Raw genomic sequence first — 19,060 nt, forward strand, 5'->3', positions numbered from 1 at the left:
CCCCATTCTAGGGGGGTGTATCCTGAGGGAATGCGCCCTGGGTTCTTCTACGGCTGGGCGGTGGTGGCGGTGGCGGCCCTGGCCGTCTTGGTGGCCGCTGGCCACCGCTCGGTGCCCGGGGCCCTGATCCAGTTCGTCCACCGGGACCTGGGCTGGGCCATGGGGAGCATCTCCCTGGCCACCGCCTTGGGCCTGGTCCTCTACGGCTTGGGGGCTCCCTTGAGCGGCCACCTCATGGACCGCTACGGTCCCCGGCGCGTCACCCTCTTCGGCCTGAGCCTCATGACCCTGAGCCTGGGGCTAGGGGCCTTCATGGGGGAACTCTGGCAGCTCCACCTCCTCTGGGGGGTGCTGGGCGGCGTGGGGACCGGGGTGGTGGGGAGCGTCCTGGGGGCCACGGTGGCCAACCGCTGGTTTGTGCGGCACCGGGGGTTGGTCACGGGGGTCTTCGGGGCGGCCACCTCCGCGGGGCAACTCGTCTTCATCCCCGCCCTGGTGGCCTGGGCCACGGGGGCGGGCTGGCGGGAGGCCAGCGCCCTCATGGCCGGGGTTTCCCTCCTGGCCCTAATCCCGGTCCTCCTCTTCCTGAAAGACCACCCCGGGGAGCTGGGTCTGAGGCCCCTGGGGGCCCCTGCCGGGATGCCCCCCATGCCCCCTCGGGCGGAGGTAGGGGTGATGGGGCGGGCGGTGCGCACCCGCACCTTCTGGCTCCTGGCCGGCACCTTTTTCCTCTGCGGGGCCACCTCCAACGGCATCGTGGGGGTGCACTTCATCCCCTATGCCGTCTCCTGTGGCTTCACCCCCACGGTGGCCTCGAGCCTCCTGGCGGTGGTGGGGGGGCTGAACTTCGTGGGCACCCTGCTTTCCGGCTACCTGACGGACCGGTACGACCCCCGGCTTCTCCTGGCCCTCTTCTACGGGCTTAGGGGGCTTTCCCTCCTCTTCCTGCCCTTTGCCGACACCCTCGAGGCCATGCTCCTCTTCGCCGTGGTCTTCGGCCTGGACTACATCGCCACCGTACCCCCCACGGTGGCCCTGACGGCGGACAGCTTCGGACGCCAGAACGTGGGCACCGTCTATGGCTGGATCTTCGCCGCCCATCAGGTGGGGGCGGCCCTGGCCGCCTGGGGCGGTGGGGTGGCCCGGGATGCCCTGGGGACTTACACCCTGGCCTTCCTCCTGGCAGGGGGGCTGGGCTTGGGAGCGGCTTTGCTCTCCCTGGGCCTGCGCCGGCCGGCGGCCCTGGCCTCCTGAAAAAATGAACCCTGGGGCTAGCCCCAGGGTGTCGGCCTTTGGCGGGCCCGAGAGGATTCGAACCCCTGACCTGCTGATCCGTAGTCAGCCGCTCTATCCAACTGAGCTACGGGCCCAAGCCGAACCCTAAGGTAGCACGGCCAGGGGGGGCTTGTCAATAATGAAGGGCGTGCGGGAAGCCCGTCTGGAAGCCCACGTCCTGGCGCTCCTTCGGGAGGAAGAGACCCTGGATGGCCTCCACGCCCGCCTCAAGCCCCTCTTCCCCCGCCTGGGCAAGGCTACCCTCTTCGCCCTCCTGGTGCGGCTTCGCCGGGAGGGGCGGGTGGTCTACCGGGAAGGGCGCTTCCGCCTAGCGGGGGAAGCGCAGGGTCAGGACGTTTAGCCCGTCGGAGAGCTGGACCTCAAAACTCCCCCCAGGGGGCAGGCCCTCTAGGAGGAAGCGGCTTTCCCCACCCCGGTGCCAGAGGCCCAAGGGGGTGCGGGTGCCGTCCCCGGCCAGGTGGAAGAGGGAGAGGAAGGGGTAGACCGTCCAGCGCACCCAGAGGAAGCCGTTCTCCTCCCTCAGCACCACCTGGGGCTCCGCCTGGGGCAGGAGGGGCGGGGAGAACTCCTTCAAGAGGGTGTTTCCCCGGAAGAGGGCCAGCTGGCCCCAGGTGCCCTTGGGTAGCCGGGCCTGGAAGTGCAGGGTGCCCTCGGAGTCCAGGAGGGTGTAGACGGGGACCTCGAGGCCATTTGCCCGCAAGCGGTAGAAGGAGGGCTCCCCCTCGGGCAGGGCCCGGGTGAGGAGGGGTGGGTTGAAGACCACCTCATCCCCCTGGATGCGCCCCGAAAGGAGGAGTCCTTCCTCGGCCAGGGACTGGGGGCGTGGGGGGTTCGTCTCCAGGAAGGCCTGGGCCTTTTCGTAGTTGTAGTCGGAGATCCAGACGGGGTTGCAGTAGCTCATGAGGTCGTAGAACTGGCCCGGGTTGCGGAGGGTGCCACTGGCCAGGTCGTAGCCCCAGGTGCCGATGCGGCCATTGGGGTAGGGATAGTCGGGATCCCCCGAGACACCGCAGGGAGCGTGTCCCCGGCCGAAGTTGTGCCCCAGCTCGTGGGCCATGACCGTTGGGGCGCTTTGGGGGTAGTCCCAGCCCACGGCCACGGGGAAGCCGATATAGCCGATGCCGGCGATGCCCGAGGTGTAGGAAACCCGCACGAAGCCGTAGTAGTAGCGGCCACTCCCGTCCTGCTGCCGCAGGAGGCGGAGCTCGTTCAGAAGCTGGCTCCAGCCACTGCTGTCGTTGCTGCTCAGGGTGCCCGAGAAGGTGTAGGGAGCCCGCTGGGTGAAGGAAATCTCCTTCAGGGGCCAGATGCGCCAGAGGGTCTCGGCAAAGGTGGGTATGGAAGCGTTCTGTCCCTGGTGCACTACGGGGACCACGGTAAGGTGGAGGACAGTGCCCGCCCCCAGGCTGGGGCTTAAGGAAAGGGCGTTGTCGGTCTCATCCGTCTCCGCCACCTGGTTGGCCGGGTCGGCCCGCAACTCCACCCGAAGCCCGGGGGCCACCCACTCCTTGGGAAGGGTGGCGTTGCAGGTGGTGGCCAGGTTCCCGGGGTCTGTGGCCGTGGGGATGGGGCTTGGGCAGGCGAAGGTGAGGTTGCCCTGGAAGGTGCTGTTCAGGTAGACCGCCCCCGAGAGGGGTTGGCCCAAGGAGAGGGGGGTTGGGCTGGCCAGGAGGTGCACCCGCAGGAGGGCAGGCTTGCCCGCCACCAGGCGCAGGCTCTCCTTCAAAACCGTCTGCCCCCACTCGGCCTTGGCAATGCGGAGGTTCACCGAAGAGGAGGGGCTCACGGTGAGGGGGAGGTCCGCTTCCCTGGCCAGGCTGCCTGCGGTGGCCCGCACCTTAAGGTTGTAGGTGCCGGGGGTTACACTGCTTCCCACGCTGAGGGTGAGGGTCTGGTTTACCGGGCTGGGGCCCGAGACGTTCAGGCTTGTGGGGGAGAGGCTTACTCCGCTGGGGGCCCCCACCAGGCTGAGGTTCACCGTGCCGGTGAAGCCGTGTTGGGGGGTGATGGTCAGGGTGGTGGTGCCCTGGGCGCCCTGCTGGACGGTGAGGCTGGTGGGGTTGAGGGCGAGGGTGAAGTCCCTTTTGGGCCTGACCCTTACCTGGATCTGCCTTTGGGCGGTGGCCCCCCGGGGGTCTTGGACCTCGAGGCCCACCGTGTGTTCCCCGGGGTTAGCGTAGGTATAGGTATACCCCTGGTCACAGGGAGAAAGCCGTAGCTGGACCCCTGCTTCTGGCCTGAGGGTGCAGGTGAGAGGAGCCCCTTCGGGGTCTTGGGCGTTCCAGGTGAAGTGCACCTTGAGGGGAACTTCCCCTTCCACGGGGGTTGCCTGAAAGACCAGAAGCCGGGGGGGCTGGTTGGGGGAGGCTTGTTCGCAAGCGGCGAGGAGAACCAGGGCCAGGGCGAGGAGGTTCGCCAAACGGGCCATCCCACCCACCCTAGCAGGTGGCATGGGGTCTTGGATGAGAGGCTGTTATCCTGAGGTTCAATGCGGCCTGGACTCGCGGCCAAACGCCTGGTGGTGAAGGTGGGAAGCGCCGTTCTGGCAGGGCCTTCTGGCCTGGACCGGGGGGCCATGGGGGAGATTGCCCGCCAGGTGGCGGCCTTGCGGCAGGCGGGGCGGGAGGTGGTCCTGGTCTCCTCAGGGGCGGTGGCGGCGGGCATGGCCGCCACCGGCCTCCCCCGGCCCCAGGACATGCCCCTGAAGCAGGCCTTGGCCGCCCTGGGCCAGCCCCTCCTCATGGCCGCCTGGCGGGAGGTCTTCCTGGACCACGGCCTGCAGGTGGCCCAGGTCCTCCTCACCGCCGAGGACCTGGCGGCCCGGGAGCGCTACCTGAACGCCAAGGCCACCCTGGAGGCCCTCCTCCGGCTGGGGGCCCTGCCCGTCATCAACGAGAACGACACCGTGGCCTTCCAGGAAATCCGCTTCGGGGACAACGACCAGCTTTCCGCCCGGGTGGCCGCCCTGGTGGGGGCAGGGCTTTTGGTGCTCCTTTCCGACGTGGACGCCCTCTACGAGGACGACCCCAAGCAAAACCCCTCCGCCCGCCCCATCCCCGAGGTGGCCCGGGTGGAGGAGGTCTTGGCCCATGCGGGGGCTGGGAACCCCCTGGGTAGCGGGGGAATGCGCTCTAAGCTCCTGGCGGCCCGCCTGGCGGGCCGGGTGGGCATCCCCACCCTGCTCCTTCCCGGAAGGCGGCCTGGTGTGCTCCTCGAGGCCCTGGCGGGAGCCCCCCTGGGCACCTACTTCCACGCCCAGAGGCGCTACCGGGGGGAGAAGGCCTGGCTCCTTGGCCTCCTGCGTCCCAGGGGTGAGCTGGTCCTGGACGCGGGGGCGGTGCGGGCCCTTAAGGAGCGGGGGGCAAGCCTCCTCCCCGCGGGGATTAAGGCGGTGCGGGGCCGCTTTGGCCGGGGGGAGGCGGTGCGCCTCCTCAGCGAGGCGGGGGAGGAGGTGGGGGTGGGCCTGGCCAACTACGCCTCGGAGGAGATTGAGCGCATCCGGGGGCGGAAGAGCGCCGAGATAGAGGAGGTCCTGGGCTACCGCTACACGGAGGAGGTGGTCCACCGCGACCACCTGGCCCTGAAGGAGGAGGCCTGAGCCCCGGCTTGTACCCGGGGAGAGGCCGCCATCAAGATGCTTCTTAGGGAAGGGGGTTAAGAGGGGAAATGGCGGAGGATGTCCTGAGGAGGCTTGCAGAAGGTGCGCGGGCGCGGCTTCCCCAGATCGCCAAGGGGGAGCGGGACCGGGCCCTGTTGGCCATGGCGGACCTCCTGGAGGCCCGCTGGGAGGAGGTGCTGGCTGCCAACCGCGAGGACCTGGGGGCGGCGGAGGCAGCGGGGCTTTCCCGGGCCAAGCTGGACCGGCTGGCCCTGGGGGAAAAGGACCTGAAGGCCCTCACCGAGGGCCTGCGGCAAATAGCCGCCCTGCCCGACCCCTTAGGGCGCATAGAGGCCCTGAGCCGGCGCCCCAACGGGCTCCGGGTGGGGCGGATGCGGGTGCCCCTGGGCCTCATCGGCTTCATCTACGAGGCAAGGCCCGGGGCCACGGTGGAGGCGGTGGCCGTGGCCCTCAAGGCGGGAAACGCCATGCTCCTCCGGGGGGGGAAGGAGGCCTTCCGCTCCAACCAGGCCCTGGTGGGCCTCTGGCACCAGGCCCTGCGGTCCGCGGGCCTTCCCGAGGAGGCGGTCACCCTGGTGCCCACCACGGACCGGGAGGCCATCCTGGCCATGTGCCGGCTGGAGCTTCTGGACCTCCTCATCCCCCGGGGAGGGGAGGAGCTCATCCGGCTGGTGCAGCGGGAGGCCCGCGTGCCCGTGCTGGCCCACGCCAAGGGGGTAAACCACCTCTACGTGGACCGGCGGGCTGACCTAAACATGGCCCTCCGCCTGGCCCTGAACGGCAAGACCCAGCGTCCGGCGGTGTGCAACGCCCTCGAGGCCCTTCTGGTCCACGAGGAGGTGGCCGAGGCCTTCTTGCCCCAGTTGGAGGCGGCCATGCGGGCCAAGGGGGTGGAGCTCAGGGCCTGCCCCCGGGCCCTGCCCCTTCTTAAGGAGGCCGTCCCCGCCCAGGAGGAGGAGTGGGACCGGGAGTACCTGGACCTCATCCTCAGGGTGAAGGTGGTCTCGGGCCTCGAGGAGGCCCTGGACCACATCGCCCGCTTCGGCTCCCGCCACACCGAGGCCATCTGCACCGAGGACCCAAAGGCGGCCTGGCGCTTTCTGGAAGAGGTGGACGCCAGCCTGGTCCTCTGGAACGCCTCTACCCGCTTCAACGACGGCTTCCAGCTGGGCCTGGGGGCGGAGATCGGCATCAGCACCTCCAAGCTCCACGCCTACGGCCCCATGGGGCCTCTGGAGCTCACCACCTTAAAGTGGGTGGCCCTGGGGGAAGGGCAGGAGCGGGCCTGATGGGGGCAGCGCTTGCTTAGGCGGCTCCTTGGCCTCTACGCCCAGGCCCACGTGCCCTTCTTCGCCGCCGCCTTGGCCTACTACGCCCTCCTCTCCCTCATGCCCCTCCTCTTCCTCCTGGTGGGGGTTTTCGGCCTCCTCCTTGCGGGCAACGGCGCCCTGCAGGGGGAGTTCCTGGAAGGGGTGGCGGCCCTCACCCAGTCCCTTTTTCCCGCCCGGCCCGAGCTGGCGGAGGACCTCCTCCGCTTCCTCACCCGCTCCGCCTTTCCCCTTACCCTGGCCAGCGGCCTTCTCCTCCTGTGGTCAGGGAGCAACTTCTTCGCCGCCCTGAGCTATGCCCTGGGCCTCATCTTCGGCCGGCCCCCCGGGCTTCGCCACCGGCTCTTTGGCCTCCTGATGCCCTTTCTCCTGGGCCTGGGGCTCATCCTGCTGGCCCTTTTGGGCCTGGGGCTGGGGTTTTTCCTCCGCTTCCTTCCCTCCGAGTGGCGAGGCCTCCTCTCCCCCTTGGAGTTTTTCCTCCCCCTTTTCGCCGCCTTTTCCCTCTTCCTCCTCACCTACGCCTTCTTCGGGGGCCTGGGCCGGTTTCGCGCCCTCCTCCCCTTGAGCGCCGGGGCGGGGGTGGCCACCCTCCTCTTTGAGGGGGTGCGCTTGGGGCTTCCCAGGCTTCTGCCCCGCTCCCAGTACGAGCTCCTCTATGGCCCCCTGGCGGGCTTCGTCCTGGTCCTTCTGGGGCTATACCTGGTCCTCTGGGCCCTCCTCCTGGGGGCAGTGGTGGCCCGGGTGTTGCAGGAATGACGCCTTTCCGCCCGGGTGCCCAAGGGGGTAGGATAGGCTTATGCGCCGGGCCAGGCTAAACCCCTGAGGCGGGGAGGGGCCTGGCCGTCCCTTCCCCTCGGGGAAGGGGCTTTTTTGGGGAGGACGGGAATGGAAAAGTACAACCCCCACGCCATAGAGCCTAAGTGGCAACGCTTCTGGAAGGAGAAGGGCTTCATGCGGGCCCAGGAGGTCCCCGGGAAGAAGGGGAAGCAGTACGTGCTGGTCATGTTCCCCTACCCCTCGGGGGACCTGCACATGGGCCACCTGAAGAACTACACCATGGGGGACGTCCTGGCCCGCTTCCGCCGCGTCCAGGGCTACCAGGTCCTCCACCCCATGGGCTGGGACGCCTTCGGCCTGCCCGCGGAAAACGCCGCCCTCAAGTTCGGCCTCCACCCCCGGGACTGGACCTACCAGAACATCCGCCAGGCCAAGGAGAGCCTGGAGCTCATGGGCATCCTCTACGACTGGGACCGGGAGGTGACCACCTGCGAGCCCGACTACTACCGCTTCAACCAGTGGATCTTCCTGAAGATGTGGGAAAAGGGCCTGGCCTACCGGGCGCGGGGCCTGGTCAACTGGTGCCCCAAGTGCCAGACGGTGCTGGCCAACGAGCAGGTGGTGGAGGGCCGGTGCTGGCGGCACGAGGACACCCCGGTGGAGAAGCGGGAGCTGGAGCAGTGGTACCTGCGCATCACCGCCTACGCCGACCGCCTCCTGGAGGACCTCGAGGGCCTGGACTGGCCCGAGAAGGTGAAGGCCATGCAACGGGCCTGGATTGGGCGCTCCGAGGGGGCGGAGATCCACTTCCCCCTGGAGGGAAGGGAGGAGCGCATCGCCGTCTTCACCACCCGCCCCGACACCCTCTTCGGGGCCACCTTCATGGTCCTGGCCCCGGAGCACCCCCTCACCCTGGCCCTGGCGGCCCCCGAGCGCCGGGAGGAGGTCTTGGCCTACGTGGAGGCCGCCAAGCGCAAGACGGAGATTGAGCGCCAGGCGGAGGGCCGGGAGAAGACCGGGGTCTTCCTGGGGGCCTACGCCCTGAACCCGGCCACCGGGGAGCGCATCCCCATCTGGACCGCCGACTACGTGCTCTATGGCTACGGCACCGGGGCCATCATGGGGGTGCCCGGGCACGACCAGCGGGACTTTGAGTTCGCCAAGAAGTTCGGCCTGCCCATCCGCAAGGTCATTGAGCGCCCCGGCGACCCCCTGCCCGAGCCCTTGGAGGCCGCCTACGAGGCCCCGGGGGTCATGGTGAACTCCGGCCCCTTTGACGGCACCCCCAGCGAGGAGGGGAAGCGCAAGGTCATCGCCTGGCTGGAGGAGCGGGGCCTGGGTAGGGCGCGCATCACCTACCGCTTGCGGGACTGGCTCATCAGCCGCCAGCGCTACTGGGGCACCCCCATCCCCATGGTCCACTGCCCGGCCTGCGGGGTGGTGCCCGTGCCCTACGAGGACCTGCCCGTCCTCCTCCCCGACCTGAAGGACGTGGAGGACATCCGCCCCAAGGGGAAAAGCCCCCTGGAGGCCCACCCCGAGTTTTACGAGACCAACTGCCCCAGGTGCGGTGGCCCCGCCCGGCGGGACACCGACACCATGGACACCTTCTTTGACTCCAGCTGGTACTACCTGCGCTACACCGACCCCAAGAACGAGGCCCTGCCCTTTGCCCCGGAGAAGGCCGCCTTCTGGATGCCCGTGGACCAGTACATCGGCGGGGTGGAGCACGCGGTCTTGCACCTCCTCTACAGCCGCTTCTTCACCAAGTTCCTCCACGACCTGGGGATGGTGGAGGTGGAGGAGCCCTTTAGGGGCCTCTTCACCCAGGGCATGGTCATGGCCTGGACGGACTTCGGCCCCGTGGAGGTGGAGGGGGAGGTGGTGCGCCTGCCCGAGCCCACCCGCATCCAGCTGGAGATTTCCGAGCGGGAGCTTTCCCTGGAGGCCCTCAAGAAGATGGGGGCCGAGCTCAGGCCCCACCCCGACGGCACCCTCCACCTCTGGAAGCCCGCGGTCATGAGCAAGTCCAAGGGCAACGGGGTCATGGTGGGGCCCTTCGTGAAGGAGGAGGGGGCGGACATCGCCCGCATCACCATCCTCTTCGCCGCCCCCCCGGAAAACGAGATGGTCTGGACTGAGGAGGGGGTGCAGGGGGCCTGGCGCTTCCTCAACCGGGTGTGGCGCCGGGTGGCCGAGGACCGGGAGGCCCTGGCCGCCACCTCGGGGCGGTTCCAGGCGGAGGCCCTGGAGGGGGCGGACCTGGCCCTTTACCGCAAGCTCCACGCCACCTTGAAGAAGGTGACGGAGGACCTCGAGGCCCTGCGCTTCAACACCGCCATCGCCGCCCTCATGGAGTTCCTGAACGCCCTCTACGACTACCGCAAGGAAAGATCCGTCACCCCGGTGTACCGCACCGCCCTCCGCTACTACCTGCAGATGCTCTTCCCCTTCGCCCCCCACATCGCCGAGGAGCTTTGGCACTGGTTCTGGCCCGACAGCCTCTTTGAGGCGGGCTGGCCTGAGCTGGACGAGAAGGCCCTGGAGGAGGATGTGGTGGAGGTGGCGGTCCAGGTGAACGGCCGGGTGCGGGGCACCATCCGCATCCCCAAGGACGCCCCCCTGGAGGTGGCCCTGGCGGAGGCCAAGAAGGTGCGCAACGTCCAGGCCCATCTGGAGGGCAAGGAGGTCCTCAAGGAAATCTACGTGCCCGGCAAAATCCTCAACCTGGTAGTGCGGGGGTAGGGAGGCGGAGCCGGGTGGGCACCACCCTGGCCACCTCCCCCCGCACCGGGGTGAGGAAGAGTCCTTCCCCGGCTTCCCAGGCCAGAAGGCGGCCGTAGCCCAGGAAAAACCCCTCCCCGTCCAGGAGGCCGTAAAGCCCCTCCGCCGCCCCCCCTTCCTCCAGGGGTAGGGCCCGGGGCCTAGCCTCCTGCAGGTGGGCCAGAAGCCTTTCCAGGCGGTTCTGGCGCCGCTCGGCGGCCCGCTTGCGCCGCGCCCCGGGAAGGGGTGGGGCCAGGCGCACCCTTAGGTCCTGCCGCCAGGCCAGGGCCCGGTGAAGGGCCTCTGCCCCCAGGAGGAGGACCTCCGTGGGGGCTAAGGCCTCCACCTGCAGGAGGCGGAAGCCGGGGTCCAGGTAGCCGTCGGTATCGGCCACGGTAGGGCTTCCCGGGGGGATGAGGCGGGCTAAGCGCAGGGCCCCCACCACCGCCCGCGCCTCCACCCCGGCGGGGGAGAGGGCCCCCAGGAGGTAGCGGCGCAGGGGGGTGAGGACCCCCCGCCGGTAGTGGAAGAGGGTGAAGGCCCCCGGCAGGGCCCCCTGCCCCGGGTCCAGGTCCAGAAGGTAGCCTTCCCCCACCTTCTCCAGGAGGCGGAGGGCCAGGGTGGTCTTGCCCACGTCCGTAGGGCCGGCCAGGAGGAGCATCCTCCTGACTTTACGGCCGGGGCCAGGCCCCCTGCTACGGGGCCTCGCTCTGTGATATAACGCATTTTTACTTATGGGCAGGAAAGTGTTATACTTAACCCACCATGGCCCTTTGGTTTGAGGAGAACCAGGAGGAGCGGGCGGTGCTTGGGCCCCTGCGGGAGTTTCTGAAGGCGGAGGTGGCCCCGGGGGCGGCGGAGCGGGACCGGACGGGGGCTTTCCCCTGGGGGCTGGTGCGGAAGCTGGCCCAGTTCGGCGTCTTCGGGGCCACGGTGCCCGAGGCCTATGGGGGGGCAGGGCTTTCCACCCGGCTTTTTGCCCGCATGGTGGAGGAGATCGCCTACTACGATGGTGCTTTGGCCCTCACCGTGGCCAGCCACAACTCCCTGGCCACGGGGCACATCCTGCTGGCGGGGAGTGAGGCCCAGAAGGAGGCCTTCCTGCCCAAGCTGGCCTCGGGGGAGGCTCTGGGGGCCTGGGGGCTTACGGAGCCGGGCTCGGGCTCCGACGCCGCCGCCCTCAAGACCAAGGCCGAGGAGGTCCCCGGGGGCTTCCGCCTCAACGGCACCAAGCAGTTCATCACCCAGGGGAGCGTGGCCGGGGTCTACGTGGTGGTGGCCCGCACCGACCCTCCCCCGGGCCCCGAGCGCAAGCACCTGGGGATCTCCGCCTTCGCCTTTTTCCGCCCCGAGCGCGGGCTTAAGGTGGGCAGGAAGGAGGAGAAGCTGGGCCTCAACGCCTCCGACACCGCCCAGCTCCTCCTGGAGGACCTCTTCGTGCCCGCGGAGGCGCTTTTGGGGGAGCGGGGGAAGGGCTTTTACGACGTGCTCCGGGTGCTGGATGGGGGGCGGATCGGCATCGCCGCCATGGCCGTGGGGCTGGGCCGGGCGGCCCTGGACTTCGCCCTTACCTACGCCAAGGGGCGGGAGGCCTTCGGCCGGCCCATCGCCGAGTACCAGGGGGTCTCCTTCAAGCTGGCGGAGGCGGCCACGGAGCTGGAGGCGGCGCGGCTTCTTTACCTGAAGGCGGCGGAGCTTAGGGATGCGGGCCGCCCCTATGCCCTCGAGGCCGCCCAGGCCAAGCTCTTCGCCAGCGAGGTGGCGGTCAAGGCCTGTGACGAGGCCATCCAGGTCCTTGGGGGCTACGGCTACGTGAAGGACTACCCCGTGGAGCGCTACTGGCGGGATGCCCGCCTCACCCGCATCGGGGAGGGGACCAGCGAGATCCTCAAGCTCATCATCGCCCGCCGTCTTCTGGAGTCGGCGTGAGGGTGAGGATGGGGGGGGCCTTGAGGGCCAGCTGGCCGCAGGCCGCCCCCACGTCCTGCCCCCGGCTGAAGCGGATGGAGGTGGGCACCCCCAGGCGCTTAAGCTCCTCCGCAAAGGCCAGGATGCCCGCCTTGGGCGTGCCCGCCACCCTCGCCCCCTCCCAGGGGTTGAAGGGGATGAGGTTCACGTGGGCGCTTATGCCCCTCAGGAGCTTGGCCAGGAGCCGGGCCTGCCAGGGGTGGTCGTTCACCCCTTTTAGGAGGGTGTACTCAAAGGTCACCCGCCGCTTGGTCTTGGCGTAGTAGTGGCGCACGGCCTCGAGGATCTCCGCTATGGGGTAGCGGTGGGCGGTGGGGATGATCCGCCGGCGGGTCTCGTCGTCGGGGGCGTGGAGGGAGAGGGCCAGGCGCACCCCCAGGTCCTCCTCCGCCAGGCGGTAGATTCCCCGGGGGATGCCCACGGTGGAAAGGGTGATGCGCCGCGGGCTCATGGCCAGGGCCTTGGGGTGGAGCATGAGGCGCACGGCTTTTAGGACGTTCCCCAGGTTGAGGAGGGGCTCCCCCATGCCCATGAGGACCACGTTGCGGATCTCCCGCGGGGAGATGCCCTGGTGGTGGGCGATGGCCAGGAGCTGGGCCAGGATTTCCCCCGCGGTGAGGTTGCGGCCAAAGCCCAAGGCCCCGGTGGCGCAGAAGGTGCACCCCGCGGGGCAGCCCACCATGCTGGAGAGGCAGACGGTCTTGCGGTTCTGGTAGGGCATGTAGACGGCCTCGGTCTTCTTCCCGTCCAGGAGGGTAAAGAGGTACTTGACGCTCCCGTCCTGGCTGGGGTAGGCCTCCACCAGGGCGAACTCCGAGATGCGCCACTCCCGGGCCAGGGCCTCCCGCAGGGCCTTGGGCAGGTCGGTCATCTCGGCGAAGTCCAGGGCCCCCCGGGCGTAGAGCCAGTGGGCGATCTGCGCCTTGCGGTACCCCTCCCCGGGAAGCTCCTCGGGGAAAAGCTCCAGGATGGGCCGGGTGGTGCTCTGCCCTTGGGCCAGGGCCTCGCCGGTCATCCCCCCATTATAGCCGCCGGCGCCCATACCCCCAAAGGAGCCCCAGGAGGAGGAGGAGGAGGCCCAGGGGCCTCGGCCTTGCCCAAAGCCCCACGAAGCCCCCGAAGAGGAAAAGCCCCAGGGCCACCCGGCCCCGGCCCTGGCGGTAGGCCCTTCCCGAGAGGAAGCCCAGGAGGAGGGGCAGGGCGAAGAGGAAGAGGAGGAGAAGGCCGGCGATGACGGTGAAGGAGGTCAAAGCCGGTGCTCCTCCGGGCTGAAGCCCTCCACCCAGAAGCTCCCGTCCCTGCGGTACTCCTTCTTCCACACGGGGAGGATCTGCTTCACCCGGTCAATGGCGTACTGACAGGCGGCGAAGGCCTCCTTGCGGTGCCGGGCGGAGACCACGATGGCGATGGAGGCCTCCCCGGGGTCCACCCGGCCCAGGCGGTGCCAGAGGGCGATGCGGCCCAGGGGCCAGCGCTGGCGCATTTCCTCCAGGATTTGCGCCATAACCTTTTCCGCCATCTCCGGGTAGGCCTCGTACTCCAAAAAGGCCACCTCCTCCCCGCGGTTGGGGCTGCGGGTGGTGCCCAGGAAGCTCACCACCGCCCCGTACTCGGGGGCGGTGGCCCAGGCCACCAGGGCCTCGAGGTCCAAAGGCCCCTCCGTGAGGCCGTAGGAGTCCTGTCCCCCGGAGACGGGGGGCAGGAAGGCCACCTCGTCCCCCTCCCTCAGGGGGGTGTCCGCCCCCGCCAGGGCCTGGTTCACCGCCGCCATGCCCCCTTCCAGGCGCAAACCGGGAAAGAGGCCCTCCAGGGCCTCCTTGGCCTCCCGTACCCGGGCTCCTTCGGGGAGCTCCAGGGAAAGCCGCTCCTGGCCGGCCCTTTCCCGGTAGAGGGCAAAAAGCCGCACCTCAACCCGCATGTTGCCCAGTATAGACCCGGGAGAGGCCCAGGACCACGGAGAGGGCCTCGGCGTAGCGCATGCGCATGGGGCCCAGGAGGACGATCTCCCCCAGCCACTCCCCCCGCTGGAAGCCCGCCTGCACCTGCGCCAGCCCCTCCACCTCCCCCACCCGCACGTCCACCCGGCCCGGGGGGGTGAGGACCTCCTCCCGGCCGGACTCGTAGACCCCCACCAGGCGTTCCAGGAAGCCTGGGTCCTTGGCCTCGGGCTCCTTGAGGGCCTCGGCCAGACCCTCGCGGTAGGTGAGGGAGAGGCCGGCGGCCAGGGCCCGGGCCAGGTGGGCAAAGAGGTCCTCGAGGCCCCTGGGGGCCGGGGGAAGGGCCTCGAGGGGGCCCGAGAGGGCCTCCTCCGCCTGGCGGAGCCGCTCGGGGGGAAGGCTGAGGGGTAGCCGCGCCTCCTTCACCCGCCCTCCCTCCAGGACGAAGACCGCCAGGATACCCCCCTCCAGGGGGGAGAGGTGGACCTGGAGCACCCGGGGGGTTTTCCGGGGCCTGAGGCGCAGGAGGGCGGGGTAGCCGGAAAGGCCCACGGCCATCTTCACCAAAAAGGCTTCGGGCTCCCTAGCCCCCTCCAGGGCCCGCTCCAGCCGCTCCCGGGTGGACTCGGGCAGGGGCTTGGGGGGGAGGAGGGAGAGGGAGTACTGGCGGTAGCCCTGCCGGGTGGGCACCCGCCCGGCGGAGGCGTGGGGCTTGCTGAGGTAGCCCATCTCCTCCAGGGCGATGAGCTCGTAGCGGCAGAGGGCCGGGGAAAGCCCCAGGCCCTCGGCCAGCCTGGCCGAGGGCACGGGGGCTTTGGTGCGGATGTACTCCTCTACGACCCGGTGGAGGATGGCCCGCTGCCTGGCCGTCACACCCTCATTGTACCGGGGTGACCGCGGCCTCGTCCTCCTCCCCGGTGCGGATGCGGTAGACCTTCTCCACGGGGATGACGAACACCTTCCCGTCCCCCACCTCCCCGGTGCGGGCCGCCTTGAGGATGGCCTCCACCGTGGGCTTGACGAAGGGCTCGGAGACCCCGATCTCCAGGCGCACCTTCTCGTGGAGCTCCATCTTCACCGTGGTGCCCCGGTAGGTCTCCACCTTCTCCGTCTCCCCCCCGTGCCCCTGGACCCGGCTGATGGAAAGCCCCCGCACCTCGGCCTTGAAGAGGGACTCCAGCACCTCGTTCAGCTTCTCCGGGCGGATGATGGCCACGATGAGCTTCATGCCTTACCTCCCAGGGGCTTAAGGGCGGGCGGGGTGCTCTCGGAGAGGACCAGGATGGCCCCCTCGCCGCTGGCGTAGGCCTCCTCCCCGTGCTGGGTGATGTCCAGCCCCGTGGCCTCCTCCTTGGCCGCCGCCCGCAAGGGGGTGAGGAGGCCCACCAGCTTCAGGAGGACAAAGGTGCCCAGGGCGGAGTAGGCCATGGCCACGGCCACCGCCAGGGCCTGCACCCCCAGCTGGGCGGGGTTGCCGAAGAGGAGGCCCTTGGCCCCGCCCCAGGCCTCCTCCGCCAGGAGGCCGGTGAGGAGGGCCCCGGTGATCCCCGCGATGCCGTGGGCGCCGAAGACGTCCAGGCTGTCGTCCAGGCGGGTCCGGGGCCGGTAAAGGAGGAAGAAGTAGCTGGGGAAGGCGCTCACCGCCCCCAGGACCAGGGCGGAGACGGGGGAGACGAAGCCCGCCGCCGGGGTGATGGCCACCAGGCCCACGATGATGGCGGTGGCCAGGCCCACCGCCGTGGCCTTGCCCGTGCGCAGGAGGTCCAGGAGGCTCCAGACCACCAGGGTGGCCGCCGGGGCCAGGAGGGTGTTCACGAAGGCCAGGGCCGCCCCTTCCCCTGCGGCCAGGGCGCTACCCCCGTTGAAGCCGAACCAGCCGAACCAGAGGAGGGCCGCCCCCAGGAGGACGAAGGGGACGTTGTGGGGCAGGATGGCCTGGCGGCCGTAGTCCTTCCTGGCCCCCAGGACCAGGGCTCCCACCAGGGCCGCCACCCCGGCGTTGATGTGCACCACCGTGCCCCCGGCGAAGTCCAGGGCCCCCAGCTGGCCCAGAAAGCCCCCGCCCCAGACCCAGTGGGCGATGGGGGCGTAGACCAGAAGCCCCCAGAGGGTGAGGAAGAGGAGCAGGGCGGGGAAGCGCATGCGCTCCACCAGGGCCCCCGTGAGCAGGGCGGCGGTGATGATGGCGAAGGTGCCCTGGAAGGCCATGAAGAGCAGGTGGGGGATGGCGCCCTTGGCCTCGAGGCCCACCCCCTGCAAGAAGGCGTGGGCCAGGCCGCCGATCCAGGCGCTCCCCTCGGCGAAGGCCAGGCTGTAGCCCAGGAGGGCCCAGCCCACCCCCACGAAGCCCAGGGCGGCGAAGCTCATCATCATGGTGTTCAGGGCGTTCTTGGAGCGCACCAGCCCCCCGTAGAAGAAGGCCAAGGCCGGGGTCATCAGGAAGACCAGGGCCGTGGACACCAGGATCCAGGCCGTGGCCGCCCCCTCTACCCCCTCCGCCAGGGCCAGCCCCGATAGTCCCACTGCCGCGATGCCTTTAAGGGTTCTTAGCTGCCGCATACCCACCTCCTTGGCGTCCAGGGTAGAACCGCCTGTGCAAGATGTCAAGAGTTTACTTGTCAACTTGCCATTAATAGCCTTACTTGCCGCAAGTAAATGGCCAATTTGTCTGCTTAATGTCAGGAGTTAGCTTGCTTTATGTCAGCAAAAGTCTTGACGATCTGCAAATGTTGCTTTCCTGTGCCCAACCCCCGCTTCCGTAAACTGGTGCCCGTGACGTGGCAGGAAGTGAAGGCACGCCTTTCCGCCGGGCAGGACGAACGCACCCTCTTCCTGCCCCCAGACCTCTCCCCGGAGGAGCTGGCCCGGCACGCCGTGGGCCTGGCCAACCACCGCGGGGGCACCCTCTTCCTGGGGGTGAGCCCCGAGGGGAAGGTGCTGGGGGCGGCGGAGATCCACCCCCTGCAGATCACCCACGCCCTCTTCCAGCTCACCCAGGGCCTCCTCCTGCCCTACGTGGAGACCGTGGAGGGCCCTGAGGGGAAGGTGCTCCTCCTGCACGTGCCCCAAAGCCCCGCGGCCATCGCCTTGGGGCCGGGGCGGGTGCCCTTCTGGGACGGGAAACGCCTCACCGAGCTCAAGGTGGGGGAGGCCCGGCCCGAGCCCGACCTCACCGCCCAGGTCCTGCCGGCGGCCAGCCTCTCTGACCTGGACCCCCTGGAGGTCCTGCGCCTTAGGCGCATCCTGGAGGAGCGGGGGAGCAACCTGGCTGCCCTGCCCGACCTGGAGCTCCTCTTCGCCCTGGGCCTCCTGGAGCGGGTGGAGGGGGAGGAAAGGCCCACGGTGGCGGGGCTTCTGCTGGCGGGCACCCCCCTGGCCCTGCGGCGCCTCCTGCCCCAGGCGGAGGTGAGCTACTATTTCCACGAGGGGGCGGAGGGCTACAGCTTCCGCGAGGACCTCCTGCGCCCCATCCCCGCCCTCCTGGAACGGCTTAGGGACCTGATCCAGGCCCGCAACCGGGTGCGCTACCTCACCGTGGGGCTTTTCCGCATCGAGGTCTGGGATTTTGACGCCGAGGTCTACCGCGAGGCCCTGCTCAACGCCCTGGTCCACCGGGACTGGGCCAGCCCCGACGCCATCCAGGTGCACCACCACCCGGACCGTCTGGAGATCTCCAACCCCGGGGGCTTCCCCCCGGGCATCACCCCGGAGAACGTGCTCCGCCATCCCCCCAAGCGGCGCAACCCCCGGCTGGCGGAGGCCCTCTACCGCCTGGGCTACGTGGAGCGGGCGGGCAGTGGGGTGGACAAGATGTACCGCCTCCTCCTCAAGTACGGCAAGGAGCCCCCGGAGTACCGCCTCTACCCCGATGCCCTCACCCTCATCCTCTACAACCCCGAGCTGGACGAGGCCTTCGTGCGGGAGCTGGCGGAGGCCCAGGAGCGCCTGGGGGCCTTTAGCCTGGACCACCTCATCGCCGTGGCCCACCTCCGCCGGGTGGGGGAGGCCTCCTTGGAGGAGCTGGCCCGGGCCCTGCAGCTCCCCGAGGAGGCTGCCCGCCGCGTGCTTTCCCGCATGGAGCGCATGGGCCTGTTGCGCCGGGAGCGGGGCCGCTACCACCTCCTCCGGCGCGACCCCCTGGCCGAGGGGGTGCTGGGGTTTCTCCAGGTGCCGCGGTCCCGCCGGGAGGTGGAGGGCCTCCTGGGGCTTTCCTCCCGCCAGGCCCTGGCCCTCCTCAACCGCCTCCTGCGGGAGGGGCGGGTGGTGCGTCTGGGCCGGGGGGCGGCCACCCGCTACCGGAGGGCCTAGTGGTCCACCTGGTCCTTTACCAGCCGGAGATCCCCGAGAACACCGGGAACGCCGCCCGCACCGCCGCCGCCTTGGGCTTCCCCCTCCACCTCATCCGACCCCTGGGTTTCCGCCTGGGGGACCGGCGGCTCAGGCGGGCGGGGCTGGACTACTGGCCCCACGTGGACCTCAGGGTCCACGACACCTTCGCCGCCTTCCTGGAAGGCCTTCCCCCGGGGGCCCGGGTGTGGGCCTTCAGCGCCCGGGCCGGGACCAGCCTCTACCAGGCCCGCTTCCAGGAGGGGGACTACCTCCTTTTCGGCCCCGAGACCCGGGGGCTTCCCCCGGAGGTCCTGGCCCTTTTCCCCGGCCTGCGCATCCCCATGCCGGGGCCCGTGCGTTCCCTGAACCTGGCCGTGGCCCTGGGGGTGGCGGCCTACGAGGCCTACCGCCAGCTTAAGGAAGCTCCGTGAGGGCATAGCCCTGGGCGTGCACCACCTCCACCCCCCAGGGGGTGCGGTGGCGCCGCTGGGGGTGGGCACCCAGGAGGGGGGTGTGGCCGTGCACGTGGAGCCGGGGGCGGAAGAGGCGGTGGAAAAGCCCCAGGGCCGGGCTTCCCCGGTGGGCGAAGTCCCGTCCGGCGGTGGGCCCTGGGGGCGGGGCGTGGGTGAGGAGGACGTCCAGCCCGTGGCCCAGGAGGAGCCGCCTGGGGAAGAGGAGGGGAAGGGGTTTCAGGGCCAGGCGGTAAAGCTCAGCCTCCAAAAGCTGCCCCTCCCCCTCCCGGTAGCGGGGCACCCCCCCGATGCCGTAGAAGAGCCTCCCCCCGTAGCGGAAAAGCCGGCCGTGGAGGTTCACCACGCCCCCGGGCCGCCGCCTTTGCCCTTCCTCCCACACCCACTCCTCCCCGTGGTTCCCGGGGACGAAGAGGACCGGCACTTCCACCTTGCTGGCCACGTACTCCAGGTACTCCCCGGGCAGGTCCCCCGCGGCCAGCACCAGGTCAAAGGGGGGCAGGTTCCCCGGGAAGCGCTGGGAGTGGATGTGGGGGTGGACCTGGTCGGCAAGGAGGAGGAGGCGCAACACCC

The 19,060-nt window shown here is 69.9% G+C and carries 18 protein-coding genes and 1 tRNA gene; 9 read left to right on the forward strand and 10 right to left on the reverse strand.

From position 1 onward, the window contains the following. Positions 1-30 precede the first annotated feature (30 nt). A complete protein-coding gene (locus B128_RS0108850; RefSeq protein ID WP_018111916.1) occupies positions 31-1,254 on the forward strand; it encodes an MFS transporter in 1,224 nt (407 codons plus the stop codon). A gap of 39 nt (positions 1,255-1,293) precedes the next feature. On the opposite strand, the gene B128_RS0108855 is transcribed toward B128_RS0108850, so the two are convergent. Then, positions 1,294-1,370: transfer RNA gene (locus tag B128_RS0108855), tRNA-Arg, on the reverse strand. Between the two features lie 44 nt (positions 1,371-1,414). On the opposite strand from B128_RS0108855, the gene B128_RS0108860 reads away from it, so the two are divergent. Next, entirely contained in the window at positions 1,415-1,636 is a 222-nt protein-coding gene (locus B128_RS0108860; protein ID WP_018111917.1) for a hypothetical protein, read from the forward strand. Here B128_RS0108860 and B128_RS12350 read toward each other — a convergent pair. Next, positions 1,604-3,724, reverse strand: coding sequence for a M66 family metalloprotease (locus B128_RS12350; RefSeq protein ID WP_018111918.1), 2,121 nt, complete (start codon positions 3,722-3,724; stop codon positions 1,604-1,606). The two genes, B128_RS0108860 and B128_RS12350, sit on opposite strands and share 33 nt — an antisense overlap. 60 nt (positions 3,725-3,784) lie before the next feature. Here B128_RS12350 and proB point away from each other — a divergent pair, with 60 nt between their 5' ends. From proB to leuS, 4 genes are all read left to right on the forward strand, one after another. Beyond that, positions 3,785-4,894 (forward strand): glutamate 5-kinase, encoded by a 1,110-nt coding sequence (proB, locus tag B128_RS0108870; protein WP_018111919.1) that lies wholly within the window; start codon positions 3,785-3,787, stop codon positions 4,892-4,894. A gap of 68 nt (positions 4,895-4,962) precedes the next feature. After that, on the forward strand, positions 4,963-6,204 hold the full coding sequence (locus B128_RS0108875) for a glutamate-5-semialdehyde dehydrogenase (RefSeq protein ID WP_018111920.1): 1,242 nt from the start codon (positions 4,963-4,965) through the stop codon (positions 6,202-6,204). Positions 6,205-6,216: 12 nt separating this feature from the next. Next, positions 6,217-6,999 carry a YhjD/YihY/BrkB family envelope integrity protein gene (locus B128_RS0108880; protein WP_018111921.1) on the forward strand — a complete coding sequence of 261 codons (783 nt, stop codon included), beginning with the start codon at positions 6,217-6,219 and terminating at the stop codon, positions 6,997-6,999. 129 nt (positions 7,000-7,128) lie between these two features. Further along, the gene (gene leuS / locus B128_RS0108885; RefSeq protein ID WP_018111922.1) at positions 7,129-9,765 is read left to right on the forward strand and encodes a leucine--tRNA ligase; all 2,637 of its coding nucleotides are present in this window, start codon (positions 7,129-7,131) and stop codon (positions 9,763-9,765) included. On the opposite strand, the gene B128_RS0108890 is transcribed toward leuS, so the two are convergent. Next, complete coding sequence (locus tag B128_RS0108890; RefSeq protein ID WP_018111923.1) at positions 9,743-10,444, reverse strand: Clp1/GlmU family protein; 702 nt, start codon at positions 10,442-10,444, stop codon at positions 9,743-9,745. The genes leuS and B128_RS0108890 overlap by 23 nt on opposite strands. A gap of 104 nt (positions 10,445-10,548) precedes the next feature. On the opposite strand from B128_RS0108890, the gene B128_RS0108895 reads away from it, so the two are divergent. Continuing rightward, a complete protein-coding gene (locus tag B128_RS0108895) occupies positions 10,549-11,712 on the forward strand; it encodes an acyl-CoA dehydrogenase family protein (protein WP_018111924.1) in 1,164 nt (387 codons plus the stop codon). On the opposite strand, the gene rlmN is transcribed toward B128_RS0108895, so the two are convergent. Genes rlmN through B128_RS0108925 form a run of 6 tightly spaced genes read right to left on the reverse strand, consistent with a single transcriptional unit; the run spans position 11,681 to position 16,247 of the window. Continuing rightward, positions 11,681-12,766 (reverse strand): dual-specificity RNA methyltransferase RlmN, encoded by a 1,086-nt coding sequence (gene rlmN / locus B128_RS0108900; RefSeq protein WP_018111925.1) that lies wholly within the window; start codon positions 12,764-12,766, stop codon positions 11,681-11,683. The genes B128_RS0108895 and rlmN overlap by 32 nt on opposite strands. Positions 12,767-12,773: 7 nt before the next feature. Beyond that, positions 12,774-13,001 (reverse strand): hypothetical protein, encoded by a 228-nt coding sequence (locus B128_RS0108905; protein WP_018111926.1) that lies wholly within the window; start codon positions 12,999-13,001, stop codon positions 12,774-12,776. Then, positions 12,998-13,669, reverse strand: a complete 672-nt coding sequence (locus tag B128_RS0108910) for a molybdenum cofactor biosynthesis protein (protein WP_018111927.1) — start codon at positions 13,667-13,669, stop codon at positions 12,998-13,000. The genes B128_RS0108905 and B128_RS0108910 overlap by 4 nt, the downstream gene beginning before the upstream one ends. Further along, complete coding sequence (locus B128_RS0108915) at positions 13,659-14,561, reverse strand: HrcA family transcriptional regulator (RefSeq protein WP_018111928.1); 903 nt, start codon at positions 14,559-14,561, stop codon at positions 13,659-13,661. The genes B128_RS0108910 and B128_RS0108915 overlap by 11 nt, the downstream gene beginning before the upstream one ends. Positions 14,562-14,565: 4 nt before the next feature. Next, positions 14,566-14,916, reverse strand: a complete 351-nt coding sequence (locus tag B128_RS0108920) for a P-II family nitrogen regulator (protein ID WP_018111929.1) — start codon at positions 14,914-14,916, stop codon at positions 14,566-14,568. Then, positions 14,913-16,247 (reverse strand): ammonium transporter, encoded by a 1,335-nt coding sequence (locus tag B128_RS0108925; RefSeq protein ID WP_018111930.1) that lies wholly within the window; start codon positions 16,245-16,247, stop codon positions 14,913-14,915. Before B128_RS0108925 ends, B128_RS0108920 begins: the two co-directional genes overlap by 4 nt. Before the next feature lie 213 nt (positions 16,248-16,460). Here B128_RS0108925 and B128_RS0108930 point away from each other — a divergent pair, with 213 nt between their 5' ends. Next, on the forward strand, positions 16,461-17,996 hold the full coding sequence (locus B128_RS0108930) for an ATP-binding protein (protein WP_026175147.1): 1,536 nt from the start codon (positions 16,461-16,463) through the stop codon (positions 17,994-17,996). Continuing rightward, complete coding sequence (locus B128_RS0108935; protein ID WP_018111932.1) at positions 17,996-18,448, forward strand: tRNA (cytidine(34)-2'-O)-methyltransferase; 453 nt, start codon at positions 17,996-17,998, stop codon at positions 18,446-18,448. Before B128_RS0108930 ends, B128_RS0108935 begins: the two co-directional genes overlap by 1 nt. Here B128_RS0108935 and B128_RS0108940 read toward each other — a convergent pair. Continuing rightward, on the reverse strand, positions 18,432-19,055 hold the full coding sequence (locus tag B128_RS0108940) for a metallophosphoesterase (protein ID WP_026175148.1): 624 nt from the start codon (positions 19,053-19,055) through the stop codon (positions 18,432-18,434). The genes B128_RS0108935 and B128_RS0108940 overlap by 17 nt on opposite strands. Between the last annotated feature and the right edge of the window lie 5 nt (positions 19,056-19,060).

It is taken from the genome of Thermus igniterrae ATCC 700962, assembly GCF_000376265.1.
Lineage (GTDB): Bacteria > Deinococcota > Deinococci > Deinococcales > Thermaceae > Thermus > Thermus igniterrae.